Origin of the sequence: Microbacterium sp. C448 (assembly GCF_000582705.2) — a bacterium.
Taxonomy (GTDB): domain Bacteria; phylum Actinomycetota; class Actinomycetes; order Actinomycetales; family Microbacteriaceae; genus Microbacterium; species Microbacterium lacus_A.
Genome location: NZ_HG779612.1, coordinates 1 through 21,038, shown reverse-complemented (window position 1 = coordinate 21,038; position 21,038 = coordinate 1). Strand labels below are relative to the sequence as shown.

The 21,038-nt window shown below is 67.4% G+C and carries 27 protein-coding genes and 4 tRNA genes; 22 read left to right on the top strand and 9 right to left on the bottom strand.

Annotated elements, in window-relative coordinates; all coding sequences use genetic code 11:
- Positions 1-10 precede the first annotated feature (10 nt).
- Together MIC448_RS02795 and MIC448_RS02790 are read right to left on the bottom strand one after the other, a co-directional pair.
- Positions 11-1,192, bottom strand: coding sequence for a ribonuclease D (locus MIC448_RS02795; RefSeq protein ID WP_279380976.1), 1,182 nt, complete (start codon positions 1,190-1,192; stop codon positions 11-13).
- 40 nt (positions 1,193-1,232) lie between these two features.
- Positions 1,233-1,856 carry a DUF3000 domain-containing protein gene (locus MIC448_RS02790; protein ID WP_269800286.1) on the bottom strand — a complete coding sequence of 208 codons (624 nt, stop codon included), beginning with the start codon at positions 1,854-1,856 and terminating at the stop codon, positions 1,233-1,235.
- 25 nt (positions 1,857-1,881) lie between these two features.
- Between MIC448_RS02790 and MIC448_RS02785 the strand changes: the two genes are divergently transcribed.
- On the top strand, positions 1,882-3,096 hold the full coding sequence (locus MIC448_RS02785) for a S9 family peptidase (RefSeq protein WP_036295746.1): 1,215 nt from the start codon (positions 1,882-1,884) through the stop codon (positions 3,094-3,096).
- Here the strand turns inward: MIC448_RS02785 and MIC448_RS02780 are convergent.
- Genes MIC448_RS02780 through MIC448_RS02770 form a run of 3 tightly spaced genes read right to left on the bottom strand, consistent with a single transcriptional unit; the run spans position 3,068 to position 5,188 of the window.
- Entirely contained in the window at positions 3,068-3,796 is a 729-nt protein-coding gene (locus tag MIC448_RS02780) for a dihydrofolate reductase family protein (protein ID WP_051513019.1), read from the bottom strand. The two genes, MIC448_RS02785 and MIC448_RS02780, sit on opposite strands and share 29 nt — an antisense overlap.
- Positions 3,793-4,245: a SufE family protein gene (locus MIC448_RS02775; protein ID WP_051513017.1), complete on the bottom strand. Its 453-nt coding sequence runs from the start codon at positions 4,243-4,245 to the stop codon at positions 3,793-3,795. The genes MIC448_RS02780 and MIC448_RS02775 overlap by 4 nt, the downstream gene beginning before the upstream one ends.
- A gap of 37 nt (positions 4,246-4,282) precedes the next feature.
- Complete coding sequence (locus MIC448_RS02770; protein ID WP_036295743.1) at positions 4,283-5,188, bottom strand: sulfurtransferase; 906 nt, start codon at positions 5,186-5,188, stop codon at positions 4,283-4,285.
- A 204-nt stretch (positions 5,189-5,392) separates the two neighbouring features.
- On the opposite strand from MIC448_RS02770, the gene zapE reads away from it, so the two are divergent.
- The 5 genes from zapE (at position 5,393) to MIC448_RS02745 (ending at position 9,639) form a co-directional block, all read left to right on the top strand.
- On the top strand, positions 5,393-6,424 hold the full coding sequence (zapE, locus tag MIC448_RS02765; protein ID WP_036295739.1) for a cell division protein ZapE: 1,032 nt from the start codon (positions 5,393-5,395) through the stop codon (positions 6,422-6,424).
- A 181-nt stretch (positions 6,425-6,605) separates the two neighbouring features.
- The gene (locus MIC448_RS02760; RefSeq protein ID WP_036295736.1) at positions 6,606-7,871 is read left to right on the top strand and encodes an ammonium transporter; all 1,266 of its coding nucleotides are present in this window, start codon (positions 6,606-6,608) and stop codon (positions 7,869-7,871) included.
- A gap of 92 nt (positions 7,872-7,963) precedes the next feature.
- Positions 7,964-8,485, top strand: a complete 522-nt coding sequence (locus MIC448_RS02755; protein WP_081766147.1) for a type II toxin-antitoxin system PemK/MazF family toxin — start codon at positions 7,964-7,966, stop codon at positions 8,483-8,485.
- A 134-nt stretch (positions 8,486-8,619) separates the two neighbouring features.
- Entirely contained in the window at positions 8,620-9,093 is a 474-nt protein-coding gene (locus MIC448_RS02750) for a hypothetical protein (protein WP_036295734.1), read from the top strand.
- Between the two features lie 69 nt (positions 9,094-9,162).
- Positions 9,163-9,639, top strand: a complete 477-nt coding sequence (locus MIC448_RS02745) for a hypothetical protein (RefSeq protein WP_036295732.1) — start codon at positions 9,163-9,165, stop codon at positions 9,637-9,639.
- 64 nt (positions 9,640-9,703) lie between these two features.
- Here the strand turns inward: MIC448_RS02745 and MIC448_RS02740 are convergent.
- Positions 9,704-9,776, bottom strand: a tRNA-Val gene (locus MIC448_RS02740).
- Positions 9,777-9,947: 171 nt separating this feature from the next.
- Between MIC448_RS02740 and MIC448_RS02735 the strand changes: the two genes are divergently transcribed.
- The 15 genes from MIC448_RS02735 (at position 9,948) to MIC448_RS02665 (ending at position 16,360) form a co-directional block, all read left to right on the top strand.
- Positions 9,948-10,020: transfer RNA gene (locus tag MIC448_RS02735), tRNA-Gly, on the top strand.
- A gap of 64 nt (positions 10,021-10,084) precedes the next feature.
- Positions 10,085-10,158 (top strand) — tRNA-Cys (locus MIC448_RS02730).
- A 34-nt stretch (positions 10,159-10,192) separates the two neighbouring features.
- Positions 10,193-10,264: transfer RNA gene (locus MIC448_RS02725), tRNA-Val, on the top strand.
- Between the two features lie 580 nt (positions 10,265-10,844).
- Positions 10,845-11,051, top strand: a complete 207-nt coding sequence (locus MIC448_RS02720; RefSeq protein ID WP_036295728.1) for a hypothetical protein — start codon at positions 10,845-10,847, stop codon at positions 11,049-11,051.
- A gap of 128 nt (positions 11,052-11,179) precedes the next feature.
- Positions 11,180-11,470 carry a hypothetical protein gene (locus MIC448_RS02715; RefSeq protein ID WP_144237968.1) on the top strand — a complete coding sequence of 97 codons (291 nt, stop codon included), beginning with the start codon at positions 11,180-11,182 and terminating at the stop codon, positions 11,468-11,470.
- Positions 11,470-12,879 (top strand): hypothetical protein, encoded by a 1,410-nt coding sequence (locus tag MIC448_RS02710; protein WP_051513015.1) that lies wholly within the window; start codon positions 11,470-11,472, stop codon positions 12,877-12,879. Before MIC448_RS02715 ends, MIC448_RS02710 begins: the two co-directional genes overlap by 1 nt.
- A gap of 6 nt (positions 12,880-12,885) precedes the next feature.
- The gene (locus tag MIC448_RS02705) at positions 12,886-13,677 is read left to right on the top strand and encodes a hypothetical protein (RefSeq protein WP_036295722.1); all 792 of its coding nucleotides are present in this window, start codon (positions 12,886-12,888) and stop codon (positions 13,675-13,677) included.
- Complete coding sequence (locus MIC448_RS02700) at positions 13,674-13,871, top strand: hypothetical protein (RefSeq protein WP_036295719.1); 198 nt, start codon at positions 13,674-13,676, stop codon at positions 13,869-13,871. The genes MIC448_RS02705 and MIC448_RS02700 overlap by 4 nt, the downstream gene beginning before the upstream one ends.
- The gene (locus MIC448_RS02695; RefSeq protein ID WP_036295716.1) at positions 13,864-14,148 is read left to right on the top strand and encodes a hypothetical protein; all 285 of its coding nucleotides are present in this window, start codon (positions 13,864-13,866) and stop codon (positions 14,146-14,148) included. The genes MIC448_RS02700 and MIC448_RS02695 overlap by 8 nt, the downstream gene beginning before the upstream one ends.
- Positions 14,145-14,498 (top strand): hypothetical protein, encoded by a 354-nt coding sequence (locus tag MIC448_RS02690; RefSeq protein WP_036295713.1) that lies wholly within the window; start codon positions 14,145-14,147, stop codon positions 14,496-14,498. The genes MIC448_RS02695 and MIC448_RS02690 overlap by 4 nt, the downstream gene beginning before the upstream one ends.
- The gene (locus tag MIC448_RS02685; RefSeq protein ID WP_036295710.1) at positions 14,495-14,872 is read left to right on the top strand and encodes a hypothetical protein; all 378 of its coding nucleotides are present in this window, start codon (positions 14,495-14,497) and stop codon (positions 14,870-14,872) included. The genes MIC448_RS02690 and MIC448_RS02685 overlap by 4 nt, the downstream gene beginning before the upstream one ends.
- On the top strand, positions 14,869-15,009 hold the full coding sequence (locus MIC448_RS02680) for a hypothetical protein (protein WP_158497519.1): 141 nt from the start codon (positions 14,869-14,871) through the stop codon (positions 15,007-15,009). Before MIC448_RS02685 ends, MIC448_RS02680 begins: the two co-directional genes overlap by 4 nt.
- A complete protein-coding gene (locus MIC448_RS02675; protein WP_036295708.1) occupies positions 15,002-15,538 on the top strand; it encodes a hypothetical protein in 537 nt (178 codons plus the stop codon). Before MIC448_RS02680 ends, MIC448_RS02675 begins: the two co-directional genes overlap by 8 nt.
- A gap of 238 nt (positions 15,539-15,776) precedes the next feature.
- The gene (locus tag MIC448_RS02670; RefSeq protein ID WP_036295702.1) at positions 15,777-16,037 is read left to right on the top strand and encodes a hypothetical protein; all 261 of its coding nucleotides are present in this window, start codon (positions 15,777-15,779) and stop codon (positions 16,035-16,037) included.
- The gene (locus MIC448_RS02665) at positions 16,034-16,360 is read left to right on the top strand and encodes a hypothetical protein (RefSeq protein WP_036295698.1); all 327 of its coding nucleotides are present in this window, start codon (positions 16,034-16,036) and stop codon (positions 16,358-16,360) included. The genes MIC448_RS02670 and MIC448_RS02665 overlap by 4 nt, the downstream gene beginning before the upstream one ends.
- Positions 16,361-16,422: 62 nt before the next feature.
- Here the strand turns inward: MIC448_RS02665 and MIC448_RS02660 are convergent, their stop codons facing one another.
- The 3 genes from MIC448_RS02660 to MIC448_RS02650 form a co-directional block, all read right to left on the bottom strand.
- Positions 16,423-17,025 (bottom strand): hypothetical protein, encoded by a 603-nt coding sequence (locus tag MIC448_RS02660; protein ID WP_100813193.1) that lies wholly within the window; start codon positions 17,023-17,025, stop codon positions 16,423-16,425.
- 78 nt (positions 17,026-17,103) lie between these two features.
- Positions 17,104-18,252: a tyrosine recombinase XerC gene (gene xerC / locus MIC448_RS02655; RefSeq protein WP_051513013.1), complete on the bottom strand. Its 1,149-nt coding sequence runs from the start codon at positions 18,250-18,252 to the stop codon at positions 17,104-17,106.
- Between the two features lie 349 nt (positions 18,253-18,601).
- Entirely contained in the window at positions 18,602-19,753 is a 1,152-nt protein-coding gene (locus tag MIC448_RS02650; protein WP_036295692.1) for an SLC13 family permease, read from the bottom strand.
- Positions 19,754-19,874: 121 nt separating this feature from the next.
- On the opposite strand from MIC448_RS02650, the gene MIC448_RS02645 reads away from it, so the two are divergent.
- Positions 19,875-20,960: a hypothetical protein gene (locus MIC448_RS02645; protein ID WP_051513011.1), complete on the top strand. Its 1,086-nt coding sequence runs from the start codon at positions 19,875-19,877 to the stop codon at positions 20,958-20,960.
- Positions 20,961-21,038 lie beyond the last annotated feature (78 nt).

Sequence of the window (21,038 nt, the reverse complement as noted above, 5' to 3'; positions counted from 1 at the left end):
TGGTCCGAATCTACGAAGCGTCTTCCTCAGGCTCCGCGGGCGGTTGTGCCGCAGCAACAAAGGCTTCGGCAATAGCCTGTGCAGTCTCTTCAACTTGCCAGGCGCGCGCGCCCAGCGCCCGGAGCGCCGAACCGATGTTTTCCGCGTCGGCGGGGTCCGGCGGCGTCCAGGCGACGCGGCGCAGCAAATCGGGCGTCAGCAGGTTCTCGACGGGCATCCCGAGTTCGGTTGCGATCTCCTCGACCGCGGGACGCGCGGCCTTGAGTCGGGCGTCGGCCTCGGGGTTCCGATCGGCCCACGCGCGCGGGGGAGGAGGCCCTTCGCCGGGCACCCGTTCAACCGGCAGTACGGACTCGGCGCGGCCACGTTCGAAAGCAGCCCACCAACGGTCGAGCTGGTTGCGGCTCGCGCGGCCCGTGAACTCTTTCAGAGCCGCCAACGCCTGCTTGGTGGACGGATCGGCGATGACGGCGGCCACGATCGAGCGATCCGGCAGAAGGCGTCCGGGGGAGGTGTCTACCTCTTGCGCGTAATCTTCACGGGCCTGCCACAGTTCGCGCGCCACGGCGAGCGAACGCCGACCACGTACGGTGTGCAGCCCGCTGAGGCGGCGCCACGGATCTTCGCGCGGTGGGCGCGCGGGACGATCGAGGACCGCCTGGAACTCTTCTTCCGCAATCGCGGTCTTGCCCTGCTCGGCCAGCTCCGCCACGAGGGCATCCCGGACATCGATCAGGTGAAGCACATCCAGTGCCGCGTACTCGAGCCACGTCTCGGGAAGAGGCCTCGTCGACCAGTCTGCCGCCGAGTGCGCCTTCGCCAGGGTGATGCCGAGAACGTCCTCGACGACGGCGCCGAGACCGACCCGCTCGCGCCCGAGCAGGCGGGACGCCAGCTCGGTGTCGAAGATGCGGGGCGGCACGAGTTCTGCCTCGCGCAGCGAGGGGAGGTCCTGGCTCGCGGCGTGCAGCACCCACTCCTCGGAACCGATGGCATCCTGCAACGGCGAGAGATCACCGACGGCGGGCGGATCGATCAGGTGCAGTCCGCCATCCCGGCGGAAGACCTGAATCAGGTAGGCGCGCTGTGAGTATCGAAACCCCGATGCCCGCTCAACGTCGACCGCCACCGGCCCGTGACCCTGCGCGAGCATTGCGGATGCCTCGGCGAGACCCTCGGGTGTGTCGATCACACGGTGAACGGAGGGCGTTGGGGTGCTTACACTCACCGGTTCAGTCACGTGCCGCCCTGTCGTTCGCGGCGAATCTGTGTGCCGCGAGAAGTTCGATGTTCTCCGAGCCCGGAGGTAGGCCCGCAAGCATGCAGAGTAGCTCAGCCCACGCTTCGATGTGCGCGGTGAGGTCGCCGGGTTCGGGTGACCACGACGCGCGCAACTCGATCTGAGCCCCGTCGCCCTCGTCTTCCAGCCCGCCGAACCCCTTGGACAGGATCTTCGTGGCGGTACCGGATGCCGCCGCGTAACGCGCGTCGCGGGAGTCGAGCGCGTCGACGAGCCACGACCACGTCACATCCGCCAACATCGGATCTATACCGATGTCGGTTTCGAGGGGAGCCTGTGCGAAACACACGATGCGCAGTGGTCCGCCCCATGCGGCGGGCTCCGCGGGATCGTGCAGAAGGATCAGCCTGCCCGTGCCGTACGGAGAGTCGGCGGCGTGATCCTGCTGACGCACATCTCCGGACAGCGCGATCGCCTCGGGCGCGAGACCCTGGGGCGCTGGTATCTCGCGCACCGTCAGGTCGTCACGGAACAGCGTTCCGCGCACGTCCGCCACAGCGCGTTCGAAGAGTGGCGATAGCGGCGGGACGCCGGAGTCGGGGGGATCGGCGATCACGTCGACAGACTAGAGTGGGGCCTCGATGATCACCCCCAGGCGCGCCGCGCGCGCGAACGGACGCATAGCTGTAGCCCTCCGGATCGTATCGGCGGTCCTGACGGGATCGCTCGTCACGCTGGGGGTCGCATCCGCCTTCGTCGCCTCTCGGCTGGCGCGCCGCGTGGTGACGCCCGCCGCGCGGCTGGCGGACACACGCATCCTTTCGCTCGACACGGCGGCCCAGACGATCACGCTGTCGCGTAACCCCGACACGTCGTTGCCGGGCCGGTACGGCCTCTTCACCTCGGGAACCGAGAGCTATCTCAAGCTCGGCACGGTGCTGGCAGAGACCGACACGGCCGTCACCCGCAAGCTGCTCACCCATATCGACGGCGACGCGCGGCTGGATGCCGACGCCGCCTTCAGCGGCTGGTACTTCGACCGTCCCGAGCAACTCCAGCTTCCGTTCACGAACGAGGTCATCGGCACCGCGATCGGACCGTGCCCCGCCTGGCTCTTCCCGGCCGCCGAAGACACGGGTCGCTGGGTCGTTCAGATCCACGGACGCGGTTCGGCACGGTCCGAGGCACTGCGTGCGGTTCCCGTTTTTCACGATCTCGGATACACGGCGCTTGCGGTGTCCTATCGCAACGACGGCGAGGCGCCGCGCAGCAAGCAGGGCACCTACACACTCGGGGCGACCGAATGGCGAGACGTCGACGCCGCGGTCGCCTTCGCCATCCGTCGGGGTGCGCGAGAGATCATCCTGATGGGCTGGTCGATGGGGGGCCAGATCGCGCTTCAACTCGATCTCAACTCGGCCCATCGCGAGAAGATCGTGGGACTCATCCTCGAATCGCCCGCAATCGACTGGTCAGAAGTGCTGCGTTACCAGGCGGGTCTCTTGCACGTTCCGAAGCCCGTCATCTCTTTCGCCCTGGGCGCTCTCTCGTCCGACTGGGGAGCACCCGTGCGCGGGCCGGGGGAGCGAATCCCGCTGGATCGACTCGACATCGTCAGCCGCGCCCACGAGCTGAGGCATCCGATCCTCGTCCTCCATAGCGACGAGGACGGGTTCGTGCCCTCGGGCGGCTCGCACGCCCTTGCGCTCGCGCGGCCGGACCTCGTAACGCTCGAGGTGTTCAATACGGCCCGGCACACCAAGCTCTGGAACTACGACCAGGAGCGTTGGTCGCACGCCATCACCGATTGGGTCGAGGCGTTGGACGTCAAGACCGCCGCAGGCGCAGGTAGCTGAAACCGGCCTCGTCCACCAGCATCCCCGCGACGGATGACTGGGCGCCATCCGTGACACGGATGAACGGGCTCGGGGCGGGCCCCACGACGGGCGTCACCGTTACGCAGAGCTCATCGATCATTCCTGCCTCGACGAACCGTGAGGCGAGGGTGGGTCCACCTTCGCAGACGGCGCGATCGAGACCGTGATCGCGCAGAGCGTCGAGAATGGCGCGCGGATCGAGGTCGTCGCCACCGGGCACGGCCACGATCTCGGCGTCGATCCCCTGCGCATCGCGCTCTGACGCGACGGCTGATGCGCGCGCGGCCGGGCAGACCAGCAGGATGCGTCCCGTGCGACCGTCCTCGGCATCCAGCCGATGTCCGTCCAGACGACCCGTCGCGGTGACGATCGCCAGCGCCGCCGAACGGGGTGCGAGGTAGCCCTCGGCCCGGACAGTCGATGCGCCGACCACCACGACATCCGCGGCCGCCCGGATGATTCCGAGAATTGCACGGTCGACCTGACTGGTGAGGGTTTCGCTCGTTCCGTCCGAACCAACGGCGGACCCCGTGAGGCTCGTGATCATGTTCAGACGCACGCGGTTGCCCGCTGCGGGTGCGTAGACGGTCTCGAGCCACGCGCGCCCGGCGGGTGTCGAGACATCCGCTTCCGCCAGGGTGCGGGGAAGCAACTCGGTCACCAGCACGGGCGTGCTCATGCCGCGAGTCGGGCGCGCACCTGGCGCTTGGCGCGGATCAGCATTCCCGTCATCCCGGCGATGCGCAGCGGCGAGACCGCCCGCGTGAGCCCGATGCTCTGCGGGAAGTCGTCGGGGATGGCCAGCATCTCTTCGGGTGTGAGGCCCGTGATGCCCTGCACGAGGATGCTGGCGAAGCCGCGTGTCGTCGGGGCCTCGCGGGGTGCCGTCGCGTGCATCGCGACACGTCCGTCGTCGTCGATGTCGAGAATGATGTAGACCGGCGACTGGCACTCCGCGACGCGCTCGGCGAGCTCGGGATGTCCGTCGTACTTCTCCGGCACCGCGGGCAACTCGTTCGAGAATTCCAGGAGGAGCTGAAGGCGCTCGGATTCGGGAAGCTCGAGAAAGTCCTCGCGGATCTCGGCGAGTGTTTCCGGCAAGGTGTCGGGAAGGTTGTCATCGCCCATCCCGAAAGTCTGCCACGCGTGCGTCGGAGGCACTCGATCAGGAACGCGCGGGCACCTCTCCGGGCTCGGCGCCCGTGACGATCGGCACACGCACGGCGCTGCCCCACTCGGTCCACGAACCGTCGTAGTTACGAACGTCTTCGAACCCCAGCAGGTGCTTGAGGACGAACCAGGTGTGGCTCGAACGCTCGCCGATGCGGCAGTAGGCGACGACCGAGTCGCCCGGCGTCAGTCCAGCACCCGCGAGGTAGACGTCCTCGAGCTCGGCGCGGGAGCGGAAAGTCCCGTCTTCGGCGACGGCCTTCGCCCACGGCACGCTCTGCGCCGACGGAATGTGTCCGGCCCGCAGCGCGCCCTCCTCGGGGTACGCGGGTGCCGAGGTGCGCTCGCCCGAGTACTCCTCCGGTGAGCGGACGTCGATGAGCGGATTGCCGAGGTGGGCGAGGACGTCTTCCTTGTAGGCGCGCAGCGTCGAGTCGTCGCGCTCGACGACCGGGTACTCCGTCGGCGCGATGGCCGGGGCATCCGTCGTGATGGGGCGACCCTCGGCGATCCAGCGATCGCGACCACCGTCGAGCAGGCGCACGTCCTCGTGCCCGAACAGCGAGAACACCCAGAGTGCATAGGCCGCCCACCAGTTGTTCTTGTCGCCGTAGATCACGATCGTGTCGTCACGGCTGATGCCCTTGCGGCTGAGCAGCTCCGCGAATCCCGCGCCATCGAGGTAGTCGCGCACGACCGGATCGTTCAGCTCGGTGTGCCAGTCGACTTTGACCGCGCCCGGAATGTGGCCGGTCTCGTAGAGCAGCACATCTTCGTCCGACTCCACCACGACGAGTCCGGGCTGCCCCAGACGCGACTCGAGCCAGTCGCCGGTGACGAGACGTCCGGGGTTCGCATACTCCTGGAACTTCGGGTTCGACGCGTCGGTCTCGGTGGTCATCTGATGTCTCCTGTGTCTCGGTGCGGGCGCCCACCGTTTCTCGGGGGCGGGCGGTCGCGGTGACGGGGATAGGGTTGATTCCGTCCCCAAGAACCCTAGAACGGCTCGCGGGGACGTGCATTCCCAACGTCCGTATATGACATGTCTCGGTGTCTGATACATCCCGTCGCGCGGGCGCCTCTCACCACACACCTCAAGGACCGGATGTCTGCTTCGACCGCCACAGGCATCGTCCACCTGTCCGACCGCGAACCCGCGCTTTCGGGCGCTGAGATGGTTTCGCACCTGGTTCCGCCGCCGCAGTTCAATGAGGCGACGTTCGACACCTATCGGGTCGATCCGGACTACCCGTCCCAGCAAGAGGCCAAAGAAACGCTGATCGCCTTCGCGGGGCTTGCTGAGACGCCGAAGCGTGGCGGGTTCTTCTCGCGAGCGAAGAAGCTCCCCGACGTGAAGCCCGGCGTTTATCTCGATGGTGGCTTCGGTGTCGGCAAGACCCACCTTCTCGCCGCGATCTATCACGGGATGCGCGCGCGCCGGAAGTACTTCGGTTCGTTCATCGAGTACACGGCGCTCGTCGGCGCGATGGGGTACAAGAACACCGTCGAGCTGTTCCGCGGTGCGGACCTGCTCTGCATCGACGAGTTCGAACTCGACGATCCGGGCGACACCATGGTCATGACGCGCCTGCTCGGTGAGCTCGTGGCATCCGGCACCAAACTCGCCGCGACGAGCAACACACCGCCGAACGCTCTGGGGGAGGGGCGTTTCGCGGCGCAGGACTTCCTGCGCGAGATCCATGCGATGGCGGCGAGCTTCCAGACGATCCGCATCGACGGTGTCGACTACCGACAGCGCAAACTCGACGGGCACGCCGAGGTTCTCACCGAGGGCGCCTACGAGTCGGCGGTCGCGGATGCTTCGCGCACCGGTGTTGTGTCCGACGATGACTTCGAAGCTCTGGTGGCGCATCTGGCTCGCGTCCACCCCTCGCGCTACATACGCCTGATCGAAAACGTGAACGTCGTAGGACTGCGAAACGTCGCGCCGTTCATCGACCAGTCGGCTGCTCTACGGTTCGTCGCGTTCATCGACCGCGTGTACGACGCGCAGCTTCCGATCCGCGCGACCGGCGCCGCTCTCGACACGGTTTTCCCCGACGAGATGCTCGCGGGCGGGTACCGAAAGAAGTATCTGAGGGCCGTTTCGCGCCTTATTGCCTCCACCGCGGCATAAACACGGGCCCCTGGGGGCTGATTCACCGATTCCTGGAAGATCTGCGAAACGCGATGTTTACCGGGGGGCCTGTTGCGTAACGTGCCCGAAACATCGATTCCACCGCGGCCGTAACCATCTCTGTCCAGACTGGGGACACCCGACGCTACAACTGCGTCCCTGCAGAGAGGTTCACTTCGAGATGGATCAAGGAAACACCGCATTCATCCTGATATCGGCAGCGATGGTTCTGTTGATGACTCCAGGACTCGCTTTCTTCTATGGCGGTCTGGTCAAGGCAAAGAGCGTCATCAGCATGATGATGATGAGCTTCGGAGCGCTGGGCCTCATCGGCGTGCTCTGGGTGCTCTTCGGATACGCCATCGCCTTCCCGGGCGCTGAGGGCATCGTCGCACCGTGGTCGATCGACTGGTCGGCTCTGGGACTTTCGAGCCTGCTTGAGACCCCTGAGGACGCCGCCTACCCGCCCCTCGCATTCGTTGCGTTCCAGGCGACGTTCGCGATCATCACCGTCGCGCTCGTCTCGGGAGCTATTGCCGACCGCGCGAAGTTCGGCGCGTGGATGGTATTCGCGGGCATCTGGGCGACGATCGTCTACTTCCCGGTCGCGAGCTGGGTGTTCAACTTCGGCCTCGGCGATGAGGGCTTCACCTACGGCGGTTGGACCACCTTCGGTATGCAGGAATGGTTCGGAGTCGGCGTGATCGACTTCGCCGGTGGCACCGCGGTGCACATCAACGCCGGTGCGGCCGCTCTCGCCCTCGCTCTGGTTCTCGGCAAGCGTGTCGGCTTCCAGAAGGGCGTCCACGTCCCTCACAACCCGCCGTTCGTCCTCCTGGGCGCCGGCCTGCTGTGGTTCGGATGGTTCGGATTCAACGCGGGCTCCGAGCTCGCTGCTGACGGCACCGCTGCGCTGGTCGTCGTCAACACGATCGCGGCTCCTGCCGCGGCACTGCTGGCCTGGCTCGTGGTTGAGAAGATCAAGGACGGCAAGCCGACCTCGGTCGGTGCCGCGTCTGGCGCTGTCGCGGGTCTCGTCGCGATCACCCCGGCCTGTGGTTCGCTCGATCCCGTCTGGGCCATCGTGCTCGGCGTCGTCGCCGGTGCGGTCTGCGCCCTGGCGGTCGAACTGAAGTTCAAGCTGGGCTTCGATGACTCGCTCGACGTCGTGGGTATCCACCTCGTCGGTGGTCTCATCGGAACGCTCTACCTCGGCTTCTTCGCCAACGGCAGCGGCCTGTTCATGGGTGGCGACGGAACGCAGCTGATGGTTCAGGCGATCGCTGCCTTCGCCGTCATGATCTACTCGTTCGTTCTCGCCTACATCATCGGCTTCGCCATCCAGAAGACGATGGGCTTCCGCGTCAAGAACGAAGACGAGATCGCCGGTATCGACACCATGGTGCACGGTGAAGAGGGCTACGTCCTCGCTGACACCAAGGCCTGACATTCGGGTCTGACACACAGCACGATTCGGAGGGGCGTCGCGAGAAGTCGCGGCGCCCCTTCGGCGTGCCCGGCGGTCGGTAGAGTTCCCGAATGACGGAGCGCAGAGGCATCCTGGGTGCCCTCGGGCGTCTTTTTCGTCGTCCCACGGTGCGAACCGGGTCGCGCCATGTGCGGACGGCGGATGCAAGCCCGGGAAGCGCGGGGCGATACGCGACGCGGGCCGTGGCGCCGCCCCGCAAGCTGGTGTTGACGTATGCGCCGGATTCGGACGGAGCGCCCGACGCCGGCGAGATCGTCTGGACGTGGGTGCCCTACGTCGAGAACGACGGCCGCGGCAAGGACCGGCCCGTGCTGGTGATCGCGCCCGCATCGGGGGACTGGTTCTACGCCGTGCGGTTGACGGGCACACCGCGCGATGGCGATTCGGGCTACCTGGCGATGGGAGCGGGGCCGTGGGATTCGCGCGGACGCCCCTCGTGGCTCGACCTCGGAAAGGTCTACGTCGTCCATGCGCAGGGGATGCGTCGCGAGGCGGCAGCGCTGGACCGCGCTCGTTTTGCGAAGGTCGCATCGGCGTTGCGTTCGCGCTATGGCTGGACGATCCCGAAGTAACTCTCGGGTCGCTGTGTGTCGGAGATCCGTCCGGCGTCGGAGCATCCAGAGAGCTCTTGTCCGACTCCGGCCGAATTACCGACTCTCGCCGAAGACGTGCGCCCCGTAGTCTCGTGACAACCGATCGAGGAAAAGTGACACCTGAACGCCGCACGCAGCGCACCGTCCCACGAGCTTTCTTCGTCGCCTTCGGTGGTGTGGTGGCCGTTCTTTTGGCGTCTTTCGGGGCGCTCGCGCTATCGCAGGTTCCCGGTGAGGTGTACATCCGTCTTCCCGGCAGATGGGGTGCCGGCCCCGATCTCGGCTCTCTGCCTGCGCTTCCCGTCGCGATCCTTCTGTTCCTGGGCGCGATTTCAGCTGCCGGCTGGGCCTTGTTCGTCGGAACGGCACCGTGGCGATACCGGCGCCTGATGGTCTGGTTCCCGCCCGTCGCCTACCTGGTGATCATGACGGCGGCGCTCGTGCTGTTCATCGTCGATGACCCCACCGACACGGGACGGATCTTCGTCGTGGTGTTGTCGATCCTGCTCCTGTCCCTCTTCACGGTGGGTGTCACAAAATTGCCTCCGTCTGGGGCGAGGCAGGCGGAGGCAGGTTCGAGCATCTGAGCCTGGGCGCCGCTCAGCGCGGCAGTCACGGATTGTCCCGGTCGACCAAGCCAAGGGAGGACGTCCACGATGAGGGCCCGGATAGTCGTTGCATGGTCGGCCGCACTCGGCCTGCTGGTGATCGGCGCGGTGGGCGTTGCCGTCACCTATGGCGCGTGGACCGCATGTGCCGGCGACCAGACAACCGAGCTGTGTCTGCGGGCGATGGATCAGCCGAGCCACCTCGGCGCCCTGCAGCTGCTCTGGTTGTTGGCCGTCGGATGGTGCGCAGCAGCGGTTGCTGTCGCGCGCCGCGGCGCCGCACGGGTTCTCGCCACCAGCGCCCTGTTGCTCGTGATCGTGATGAACTACGCGACCGAGTACCTGCTGTGGCTCGGGTTCGCCGGAGGGCACTGGGATGTGCCGCCGGGAACTGGCTACACGCAAGCCCTTGCGTACATTGCCGCGGCGGCCTTGAGCGTAGCGGCAGCTGTGCTCTCGGGGCGGGCGTCCGGCGTGTATGGCCGTCGTTCCTCCCTCGAGCGAGAGGCCGGCGCTCGGTTGTAGCGATTACCTCGGATGCGAACGCAAAAACCCCCGGCGAACCGGGGGCCGAGCGGTGCTGATTGTGTGGGCGATGCCGGACTCGAACCGACGACCTCTTCCGTGTGAAGGAAGCGCGCTACCAACTGCGCCAATCGCCCAAGACCCTGAGGGCCGGTTCACGATGATACCGGATCGCGGCAGTCGCAACGGCACGCGCACCCGGCCCACGCGGTGCGAATCGCGCGGCGACACGCGTGGGACCGTGCTGGTTTGTCGAGGCGTCAACGATCAGCTAAAGTCATTGAGGCGCCCCGCACGATGGGGCCCACGCGGATGTAGCGCAGTTGGTAGCGCACAACCTTGCCAAGGTTGGGGTCGCGAGTTCGAGTCTCGTCATCCGCTCGAGTGCAGTGTTCTGTCCCGGAGAAATCCGGGGGAGCGCACGGCACGTGGGGTCAAACCACACGGTGGCGTGGCCGAGCGGCTAGGCACCGGCCTGCAAAGCCGTTTACACGGGTTCGAATCCCGTCGCCACCTCCAAGCACTCCATTCACAACTGAATTGCCTTGCACAGGCGCGATTGGCGCAGCGGTAGCGCGCTTCCCTGACACGGAAGAGGTCACTGGTTCGATCCCAGTATCGCGCACAAGAAAAGCCCCGGTAACACGGGGTTTTTTCATGCCCTAGCGACTCGCGTGCGATCTACGTGCGATAGCGGCGACAGATACCGGGGCCGGCGACGCCTTCTCGAGTGGCTGGCGACGGTCACCGGACGCCCGGACTCGTAGGGATCAGGCGCGCGAGGTATCTGCACATTAGCGACGATCAGCGCCCCTCGATCCGCCGCTTCGATCGTCACTCCCTATCTGACCTAGGTCTGACCTCACCTGACCCGAGGTCAGGGGCGCAGCCTGACCTGACTGACCCCTCGTACTTGTACGAGGTCAGAGGTCAAGCGCCAGGCCGGACGGAATCACGGCGGAGCGTCGCAAAGAGAGAAGCGCCCCGACACGCCGCGCCGACGAGGAGGTATGCGTCCCCGCGGGGCGCGTGTTAATGTGGATGCACAACCTCACAACCGACCAGCGCCGTAGATGCGATGGGCAGCCAATAGGCGGAGAAGATGCACCCTAGCGGGTGGGCGCTCAGCGCTTTTGTCCGAGTGAAAGACCGGAAGCCTTCTCAGCGAGACATCGCGAATCTCTACGATTCAAAGGTCCGTCGCCGTGGCTCCCACACCTCCCGCTCAGCGCCCTCGTCGCTGGGGCACCATCGAAGACGCCGCCGCCGAAGCGACCGTCTCGACGAAGACAATCCGTCGCGAGATCGCGGCGGGTCGCATCCACGCCGAACGCGTCTCGGCGCGTCGCATCCGCGTTGACCTCGACTCGATCGCCGGGCGTCCGCTCAGTGTCGCGAGAGCCGCCCGGTAATGCCGTTCCAGACGACCGAGGAAGCGCGGGCCGCCGCTCTCAAGAGCTGGGCGAATCGCCCGCCTCGGCCCGCGCCTGTAGACGGCCGCCGGCGCTCGTTTCCCGCCGGCAGCGACGAAGAGCGTCTCATGGAACTCCGCGCCGCTGAGATCGGCTTGCAGCGGGGCGCGGGGGAGTCTCCGCGCGCCTGGCGCCGTCGCCTCTTCCGTCTTGCAGCCGACGAGGCCGCGCAGATCTCGACGCTCTCGACCGCGGCCGCCGATACCGACGACCTTCTCATCACCCATCTCGAAGCCGAGGTCGTGCGTCTCCGCGCCCGTGCCGCCCGTGATCGTCAGATCGCCGCCGAGCACGACCGCCAGGCGGACGACGCCGAGACGGCCCTCGTCGCCGCCCTCCGTCGCCAGGAGCGCGCCTGATGCTCGCCGGCGTGAACCGCAAGCTCATCGACGGCGTCGAGCACATTGCAACGAGCCGTGAGCGTGCCCTCGAGAGCGCCGCCAAACTCGCCGAGATGGTCAGGCACGACCCGGACGAGATTCCGGCCGCAGCGCGTGACATGGCCGCGAGCGTTCCGTCGGAGGTCTACACGAGGGCGCAAGCGCTGGACTTCCTCTTCGACTCCGCACCGAGGTTGACGAAGGACGAGCGGAAAGCGCTCCGCAAAAAAGCCGACAAGGCTTACACGAAGGGGCGCCGCGGTCCGCAACGTTCCTACCTCTGGCAGCCCGACGCCGCGTTCCGCCGCGCGGAGCTCGACTCAGAGAAGGAGAAGCAGCGCATCCGCCGCGACGCTCGTCGTGAACTCGATGAGGAAGAGGGCGACGGCGGCGCAGCCGACGAGGGACCGGACTATGCCGATATCGCCTCGATCCTCGCCGGTGGTACTGAGAGGCGCGAGACAGACGCCGGGGGCGTCCGGAACGACGGTGTGCGCCTCGGCTACCGAGGGAAGACTCACGCGCTCATAGGGCCGCCTGAGCGGGGTAAGACGCTGATCCTCGTCGCCATGGCGTGCGACGAGCTCAACGCGGGCGGGCGCGTCCTTCACATCGACACCGACGACAACGGAGCGAGCGACCTAACGGCTCTCTATGTCGCGTTCGGAGCAGACCCGGACACGCTGGCGGACCCCCAGCGATTCCGCCTCGTCATCGCTCGCAGCGCAGAGCACGTCGAACGCATCGTCGCCGAGGCGGCGTCGTGGGGTCCGACGTTCGCCAGCCTCGACGCCGTTGCCCCGTCCATGGCTCTCCACGGGCTAAACCCCGACGTCAACGCCGAATATCGCCGGTGGCATGGCATCGTGCCGAAGCGACTCGCCGAGGCTGGCGCGGCCGTCTTCCAGAATGACCACGTCAACAAGGTTGAGACGCCCGGCGGCTACGCGACCGGGGCCGGTCAGAAGCTCGGCGCGCTGAGCGGGATTCAGTACGGCGTCTCGCTCGTCGAGCCTTTCGTTCCGGGCGTAGGCGGCGCCGCGGCGCTCACGATTCTCAAGGATCGGCCCGGAGCGCTCCGCGCCGTCTCACCTTCCGGCAAGAGCCCGAGGGCCGCTGTCTTCTCTCTCGACTCCCGAGGCGGCTCGTCGACGTGGGAATTCTGGAAGGGGCGCGACGACGACGACCGAGCCGACGAGCAGTTCGAGGCCGACGTCGTCCACGTCCTGAGCCTCAAGCCGTTCCCGGCCAGCCGCTCGAAGTTGCAGGCCGCGCTCGTCGCCTCACAGGGCAAGGGGTGGGGTTCCGACCGCGCTCGCCTCGCCCTCGAAGAAGCCCGCAAGCGCCACGAAGCCCCGAATCTGTTCCCCATCGAAAACAAGGAGTAACCCATCGTGACCACTCACAAGACCGCGGCATATGACAACTACGGCAGCCGCGTCCGTATCAACTATCTCGACCCCGCGACGTGCTCGATCGCGCCTCTCGCCGCCGCCGGCCGCGCGCTCGAAGCGGCGCTCGGCGAACTTCGGGCCGCGTCCAAGGAGCGCACCGACGCTCAGTCCGATCTCGAGCGCTTCGGCAACGATGCGCGGGAGCAAGCGCAGCAGGCCGGCGCCGCGGGGAAGAAGCTCGACAAGGGCAAACTGCGGAAGAAGCGTCAGGCACTCGCCGAGCGCGCCGAGGACACGGAGCTTGACTACGTCGCCGCCCTCGCGAACATGCCTCGCGCCCAGACGGCCTACCTGGAAGCGCTCGCCGAGCACGCACCGGCACTCGCCGATCACGCGCGGGAGGAGGCGAAGGCGGCCGTGGCGTCGCTTGCGACGGCCGTCGGCGTCATCCGCCGCGCCGGAGCCTCCCTCGCGGACTCGCTCGCGATCATGGGCGCTCTGCCGGCCGTTGTCGCCGGCGACGAGTTCAACCCGCGGCAGATGAAGGCGCGCAAAGAAACAAGCGACGACTTCGTTCTCAACGGCGCACCCGAAGTGCACCTGAGCGTCGCCCGCGAGTCGCTGGGCACGGCCCTCGGCTTCGCGAAGCGCATCCTGGACGACCTCAAGAAACGGGACAAGGCCGCACGTCTCGTCGCCGAAGCTGACGACCCTGCGGCGGATATTGACGGCGAACCGGACGAGGACGACGACGACGACTTCGACGAGTTCGAGGACGGGGACGAATCGTGATCGGCGACGAGATCGACCGGGACTTCGAGGGTGTCGACCCCGAGGCGATGCGCGAGCCCGCCGCGCTTCTCGACGAGGTCACGCTGCAGGCGCTCAGCGCCCTTGAGCGTCGCGAAGAGTCGACGGCGCCGCTCTTGTGCGTGCTGGTCGACGTCGCCCGCCTGCGGCTCTCCGAGGGGGTGTCTCGTGGCTGACACGCCGCACCCCCGCCGGGCAGACTACGGCTCGGACGTGGAGTACTACGCCGGGTGCATGGATCACCTTGACCGCCTTTATCCCTCGAGGCCGATCATCCGCCGCGTTCTCTGGCAGTCGATCGAAGCCGAGCAGAATCCGGAGGCGACGGTCGCTCGGATTCGCGAGCTCCTGATCCTCGATCGCCCGTTCACGGACGACGAGGCGGACGAGTGGGACTCGCTGACGACGACCTATCACGAGATCCGCCGGGCGTCTGAGAGGGCGAAGCGATGACCTCCACGAACCCCTACGCGCATCCGCCTTTCTCGTGCGTCCTCTGCGGTCGCGACATCCCGGCGAGGGCGTGGCACACGATCCTCACGCCTCTCTCCGCGCTCCCGCCCGTCTCGTCGCCGGAAGAGCGCGAGGCGGCCGCGGGTGCGATCGTCTGCGGGAAGTGCCGGGATCTCCCCGACGCCCACTCGCGACTCTTCCCCGAGTGCGCGGCCGCCGACTATTGCGACCTCTACGACCACGGCCACACCCTCGCAGCGAACCGGGCGGCGGCCGTTGCCTGGCTCACGAAACACGGCCGCCTCGACCCCGAAGAACCGATCACCCCTACGAAAGGAAACCGACCGTGACTAGTGAACGAAAGCTGCAGGCGAAAGTCGACGCGATCGCCGCCGAGCTGGCTCGACGAGGTCGCACCACGTCAGAGCGACAGGCTGACCAGATCCTTACCCCGCGGACGAGGCGCGCAGCGCCCACGGATGATCGCGACGAGGAGGGCGAAGTCGTCACCTCGACGTCGGAGGCTCAGGCTAGGCGCCTAGAGGGTCGCACGTCCGGCCGTCGCCGCGTCGTGACGGGACCGTCTCGTCGCTGGCAGTCGGAAGAGAGCAGCGCCCCGCGCGCACGTCGCGACGAGGTGGAGATCCGCGAAACGGAGGCCGAGTACAACGCCCGCATGTATGCGCTCGAGCTCGACGAGCGGACGAATGGCGGCCTCTCGTGAGCGCCGCGCCGGCTGCGCTCCTCACGGAACGGAGTCGCGCCGATCTCATGGCCGCAATCGAGCGTCTGGAGGCGTCGCTCGTGCGACTCTCTGCCTCGTTCGCCGCCGATATCGAGAGGAACACGGCCGATGCGTAACACGCGACAGGGCGCGATCCCTTCTGAACTCGGCTGGCTGATCGACACCCTCGACGGCTACGAGGCCCGACTCCGCACGCTCGAGGCGCCCTCGGGCGAGAATCTGTCGGCGACTGTTGCGAGGTTGCAGCAACTCGTGAAGCCGGTCACGATCTACCGTCGGGAAGACCCGGCGCCGATCACTGCGGTAGCGTCGGCCGTCGCCGCAGTCGCTACTCCGGTCCCCGCCGGCTATACGCGGGCGCTCGTCCACGTGACCGCCTCGGCGACGCTCCGCTCGAACGAGGCCGCGGGCGTCTCGACGCTCTTCATGTGCGCAGCGATCGTCGCCGCATCGGGCGGCACGTTCTATAACCAGTGGGGAAGCGTCGACGGGCAGAAGTACGGCGGCGTGCAGGCGACGAGCGCCGTCGTCGTCGAGGGGCTCGCGCCTGGCGCGACGGTCGACGTACACGCTCTCGTGAGCTTCCCCGGCGCCTACACGATCGGACGCGCATCCGTCGCCGGCTCGATCCTCTTCCTCCGATGACCGTGCACGTCGTGACGCTGGACTACTCACCGGAGACTGGCACGATCGCGGCCTGCGTCTGCGGCCTCGTCCTTGGCCCGTTCCACGAGTACCCGGAAGCGAGGAAGGCCGCGATCGAACACCGTCGCTGGACGGGCGCCGAGGTCATCGGAAGCCCGGACCGGCGACGTGACCGGGAGCGAGAGCGCACAGCGCGGCAGGCAGCGGCGAGGCGTCGCGCGGCGCGGGAGGGTCGAGAATGAGTCCGCTCAAACCGGAGTATGCCCGCGGTCGACAGTCGCGGACTAAGCCCGTCACACTCGCCGAGGTTCACGCGGCAGCCGACAAGCTCGAGTCACGGCACCGACGCATCTACGAGCGCATCATGGCGCGCATCACCGGGGGCGGGCGTGAGCGACCGGCCGCCCCCGGCGCGGTCGACCCGACCCTCGAGAGTCGAGCCGCGGAAGTAGTCGCGCGTGAGGCAGCGCGTCGCGCGACGAGGGACGGGCGACGATGAGCGCGGCGACAGGGATCGACAGGGCGGCCTCAACCGACCCGCTCGTCGACGAGCTTCTCAGCACACTGTCGCCGCCGCTCTGCGACCAGTACGGCAACGGCGACGAATGCTCGCACGGGAGCGTCGCGAAGTGGGCGCTGCACTTCCTGCCGTGCGGATGCCTCTTCCTACTCTGCGACGAACACGCGGAGGACGAGCGCGAGGGGCAGCGCTGGGTTGAGGATCACCCCGAGCCGAGACGGGACGGTGGAACGTACTGCATAGGGTGCGTCGCACACGTGCCCGCCGTCGCGGTCGGCCGCTGGACGTGGACGCGACTGTAGCGACCACGCACCGGGGAACGCCCCGCTCGGCTCGGATAGCTAAGCGGGGCGATTCGTCGTGATTAGTGAGCGCCGAGGCGCTTCGCGCGCTTCCGGATCGCCTTCGGTAGGGCGTCGATCAGCATCTGCGGCGTGCGAGCCTCGAAGTAGTAGTCGCCGCTGTCGTCCGCGACGGGCAGGACGTCGCCGCCGAGACTCAGCAACGCCGAGTTGAGTTCCGCCGTGACGGCGCGGTCGTCGACGACGTCGACCGTCGCCTCGAGCTTCGTCGGAGCGTCCGTGCCGAAGATCTTCGCTTCGCGCTCCTGGTAGCGCAGCAGGCGGAGCTCGGCGTCGGCGGATGCCTTGACGTCGCCGGCAGCGCGGGCGACCTTGATATCGCCGATCGCAAGCCGGATCAGTTCGTCGATCTCGCCCTCCTGCCGGGCGCGTCGCTCGTCGACGCCGACGCGCAGCGTTCCGCGGATCTGCTCGAAGTAGGCATCGGCGCGTGCCTGCAGCGTCGCGATGCCGAGCGGGTAGCCGAGGCCGCCACGCTCGACGGGGAGCGCCGAGCGATCGCGCATCTGTCGCCAGGACAGGCGCTCGGCGCGGCGGTCGTAGGCCCATTCCTCTTCGATCGCCACCTTCGCGGCGACGACCTCACGATCCATCGGCTTCGTCACTGGGCACCCCTTCTAGCGGGCCTTTCGGGGGGCGTTCTAAGCGTACCCTCGGAACCGCCCGTCGACGCCGCCGCGCCGTCAGGCAGTACCGGCGGGGCGCTTCGCCATGCGCGCGGCGATCTCGGCGTCGCGGTCCGTCGCGTGCTGATAGCGGAGGGCGACGGCGAGGCTCGTGTGGCCGAGGCGCGTCATCGTCTCGCGGGGCGTGGCGCCGGCCTGGGCGTAGCGGGTGCCGGCGTAGTGCCGGAGGGCGTGGAATGGCATGTCCGGCCGTCCGGCAGCCGTCCGGGCGTTGTTCCACGTCGGAGTGTGGAACGTCGACTGCGACAGGTGCGAGACGCCGTCCGAGGCGGGAAAGAGCAGCGCGCCGGGGTTGAACCGGAAGCGATCGGCGTCGACATGGCGGGCGATCGCCGCGGCCGCGTCGCCGTAGACGTAGATCGAGCGCACGCCGGCCTCCGTCTTCGTGGGGCCGGGAATGAACTCGCCCCGAACCTTCACGACGGCGCGGGCGACGGTCACGAGCACGCGGTCGGCCTCGACGACGACGTCGGAGCGGCGAAGTTCCGTCGCCTCGCCCCATCGCAGACCCGCGTCGGCGGCGAGGTAGACGAGCGCGCGCAGATGCTCCGGGGTCGCGGCGACGATCGCGGCGAATTGCTCATCCGTCGGCGGCGTGACCTTCTTCCCGGTCCGCTCCGTCTGAGCGCCCTTCACGCGGCATGGGTTGACCGAGATCCGGCCGTCGTCGACCGCCTCGCTTAGAACGGTCGAGAGAAGCGAATAAGCGCGCGACGCCTGGGTGACCTTCCCGCCGGCAAGCTGCACGCCCCACCACTGTTTCACCGTATCGACCGAGATAGCGGAGAGGGGGAGCGGCGCTAACTCGGCGAGCGGGCCGCGGATAAGGCGACGGTATTCCTCGACGGTGCGGGGACGGCGGCTCTTGAGGGCGAGCCACGTCTCGACGTACTCCGCGAGCGTCGTCGACGCGGCCTTCTTAGCGGCGGCGGCTTGCTCGACCATGCCAGGGGACCACGCGCCGCGGGCGACGTCGGTAAGCCGGCCGCGGATCCACGCTTCGGCGTCGACCTTCGCGTCGTACGTCATCGGCGCCGTATAGCGCACGCCGTCGTGAACGTGGCTCGCCTGGTAGCGGCCGCTCGGCAGCTTGCGGACGTAGCCGGCAGCGGCTCGCGTGGCCTTGCGCTTCTTCGGTGTCGCCACTATCCGGCCTCTCGTCGTGCGATAACGTGCGATAGCGGACGGGTAATCGTGTCTCATCCTGTCCACTACTGACCTTAACACGAGGGGCCGCGATCCCGCTCTATGACTGGCGACGCGCCGGAATCACGGGGCTCGAGAGGGCTCGGCCTGTACTAATTCGATCCCAGTATCGCGCACTTCAGAAAACCCCGGTTCAGCCGGGGTTTTCGCTTTCTACGCACATGTCGCCGCGACCCGCCGGGGTCGTCGAGCTGGCAGAAACTGCTCTATCGAGGCCGAAGATACGACGTTTCGTGACAGGTCGACGCCGGAGTCGGACGAAAGCCGAGCGGGGTGGTGATGCGGCCGGTTAGCGGAGGGCGAGCGGGATGACTGCGAGCCCCACGCTGACCGGCGCGCCCACCAGGCCGAGCACGACGTAGCGGCGCCAGGGCACGTCCACCCCGAGCGCGTGCAGTCGCTGGTGCCAGAGCAAGGTCGCGAGTGACGCCCACGGCGTGATCAACGGACCGGCGTTGACGCCGATCAAGAGCGCGGCAAGGCGCACGGGGGATCCGGCGGCGGACTCGAGCGCGAGATACGCGGGCAGGTTGTTGATGACGTTCGCCCCGAGCATCCCGATGCCAGCGACCCGCCAGAGCGAGAACAAGTCCTCGCCGGTACCCGTCAGCGCGCCGAAAACCGCCGCCGAGCCCAACGCCTCGATGGCACCGACGGTCAGGAACAGACCTGAGGCGAACAGCACGAGCTGCCATGGCACGAGTCCCACCCGCATCGTCCGCGGCGATCGCCACAAAAAGATCGCGCTGAGAACGACGGCTGCCGCGACCGCCGGAATCCAGGGCTCGAGTCCCGAGACCAGCAGGGGAAGTAACACGGCGACGACGATTCCTGCCGTGATCAAGAGTGGACGATCGTGAACGCGGGGTGGGGGAGCATCGCCGTACCGTCCACGGAGGCCTCGGAAGAAGCACAGACCCAACAGCACGACGGATGCGACGATCGCAACCAGAGCCGAAGGTCCGAGAAGCGCGACGAAGGTGACCGTGTCGGCCTCGCCCAGCCGGTGCACGGCCAGCAGGTTGGTGAGGTTCGAGACCGGCAGGACGAGCGAAGCGGTATTCGCCAACCACACCGTTGCAAAAGCGAACGGCAGGGGATCCAGGCGCCGCGCACGGGCGATCGAAATGATGACCGGGGTCAGCAGCACCGCCGTCGTGTCGAGTGACAGGAACGCGGTTGCGACGACGGCGAGCGCAACGACGAGGAACCAGAGCACCCACGTCCGCCCCCGACCGAGGCGCGCGAGGACGGATGCCGCGATATCGAATACTCCGGCGATGGAAGCTAGTTCGGCGACTACCGTGACGGCCATCACGAACAGCAGGATCGGCCACACACGGTCGAAGATCTCGAACGCGTCTGAGGCAGGCAGCACACCGGTCATGACGGCCACGGCACCGACGCCGAGCAAGACGGCGCCGATGATCGCGAGCTTCACAGGTCCATCTTGCTGCCTCGGCGAAACGGAGGCGTCCCGCCCCGCGTCGGATCTTTACCGCGTCGGCGTCGAACGATAGCTTGTGGTCGTTCACGCATCCGAACCCGAATAGAGGATGACCATGGCCCACAACCTTCCCGACACCGTCGCCTTTCGCGACAGCCTTGCCGTATCCCAGAAAGAGAACATGGCCGCGCTCGGCCTCGGCGATACCGTCGCGGTCTGGGAGGACGGATACCGCGCCGCAGCGACCGCGGACAGCACCTTCGAGTGGTGGTACTTCGACTGCCAGCTCGACGACGGCTCCACGCTCGTCGTGACCTTCTCGAACAAGCCGCACACCGACCCATCCGGTCCGCTCACGCCGACGCTGCTCGTGATCCGACAGCTTCCGGACGGCACGCGCCGCCACCTTGCGCCGTCGTTCCCGGCCGACCAGTTCAGTGCCGCGACCGACCGCTGCGACGTGCGGATCGGCAAGAGCTCCGTGACCGGTGACCTCGACACCTACGACATGCACCTCGAGGTCGAAGACATCGTCGCCGATGTGACGATCACCCGGGCGGCGCCGTCATGGCGGCCCGGCGCCGGGATCACCTACTTCGACTCGAAGCGCACCCACTACCTCGCCTGGGTTGTCCCGGTGCCCTATGGCACGGTGACCGCCCGCATCACCGAGGGCGGCACGACGACTGAGACGACGGGGAGCGCCTACCACGACCACAACTGGGGCAACCACCTCATGGGGTCGTTCCTCGACCACTGGTTCTGGGGCCGTGCCCACGTCGGCGAGTACACGATCGTGTACGTGCGGATGACGACGAAGGGCCTGCTGGGGCTCGGCGAGATGAACATCCCGACCTTTTTTCTCGCGAAGGGCGACACCGTCATCACGGACGACCTGCTGCCGTTGCGCTTGGTGACGAGCGGGGATGTCCCGGGCCCTGGACACCAGTCGTACCCCGAGCGACTCGAGTGGACGTGGGAGAGCGATCGCGGCCGCATCGCGATGACCGTGACGAACCCGACTCTCATCGAGTCGCTCGACATGTCCGTGCCCCGACACGGTCTCTCGGCGCTGCTGCACGCGGGGGCGCATCCGATGTATTACGACTTCAACGCCGACCTGGATCTGGAGATCGATCTGGTCGACCTGAAAGACCACGTCACGGGACGGACGCTGTACGAGAAGATGATGTTCCGCTGAGTCACTTCTCGCTCGGCTGACCGAGCCGTCGGTCCGTGTAGAGGCTCGTCCGCGGAACGGAGTCTTTCGGGCCGGTAG

Excerpts from the sequence above, each read along its gene's own strand:
- MIC448_RS02785 (WP_036295746.1), top strand. The coding sequence starts at position 1,882 with ATGATCACCCCCAGGCGCGCCGCGCGCGCGAACGGACGCATAGCTGTA.
- MIC448_RS02780 (WP_051513019.1), bottom strand. The coding sequence starts at position 3,796 with ATGAGCACGCCCGTGCTGGTGACCGAGTTGCTTCCCCGCACCCTGGCG.
- MIC448_RS02775 (WP_051513017.1), bottom strand. The coding sequence starts at position 4,245 with ATGGGCGATGACAACCTTCCCGACACCTTGCCGGAAACACTCGCCGAG.
- MIC448_RS02770 (WP_036295743.1), bottom strand. The coding sequence starts at position 5,188 with ATGACCACCGAGACCGACGCGTCGAACCCGAAGTTCCAGGAGTATGCG.
- zapE (WP_036295739.1), top strand. The coding sequence starts at position 5,393 with ATGTCTGCTTCGACCGCCACAGGCATCGTCCACCTGTCCGACCGCGAA.
- MIC448_RS02760 (WP_036295736.1), top strand. The coding sequence starts at position 6,606 with ATGGATCAAGGAAACACCGCATTCATCCTGATATCGGCAGCGATGGTT.
- MIC448_RS02755 (WP_081766147.1), top strand. The coding sequence starts at position 7,964 with ATGACGGAGCGCAGAGGCATCCTGGGTGCCCTCGGGCGTCTTTTTCGT.
- MIC448_RS02745 (WP_036295732.1), top strand. The coding sequence starts at position 9,163 with ATGAGGGCCCGGATAGTCGTTGCATGGTCGGCCGCACTCGGCCTGCTG.
- MIC448_RS02715 (WP_144237968.1), top strand. The coding sequence starts at position 11,180 with ATGGAACTCCGCGCCGCTGAGATCGGCTTGCAGCGGGGCGCGGGGGAG.
- MIC448_RS02710 (WP_051513015.1), top strand. The coding sequence starts at position 11,470 with ATGCTCGCCGGCGTGAACCGCAAGCTCATCGACGGCGTCGAGCACATT.
- MIC448_RS02690 (WP_036295713.1), top strand. The coding sequence starts at position 14,145 with ATGACCTCCACGAACCCCTACGCGCATCCGCCTTTCTCGTGCGTCCTC.
- MIC448_RS02675 (WP_036295708.1), top strand. The coding sequence starts at position 15,002 with ATGCGTAACACGCGACAGGGCGCGATCCCTTCTGAACTCGGCTGGCTG.
- MIC448_RS02670 (WP_036295702.1), top strand. The coding sequence starts at position 15,777 with ATGAGTCCGCTCAAACCGGAGTATGCCCGCGGTCGACAGTCGCGGACT.
- MIC448_RS02665 (WP_036295698.1), top strand. The coding sequence starts at position 16,034 with ATGAGCGCGGCGACAGGGATCGACAGGGCGGCCTCAACCGACCCGCTC.
- MIC448_RS02645 (WP_051513011.1), top strand. The coding sequence starts at position 19,875 with ATGGCCCACAACCTTCCCGACACCGTCGCCTTTCGCGACAGCCTTGCC.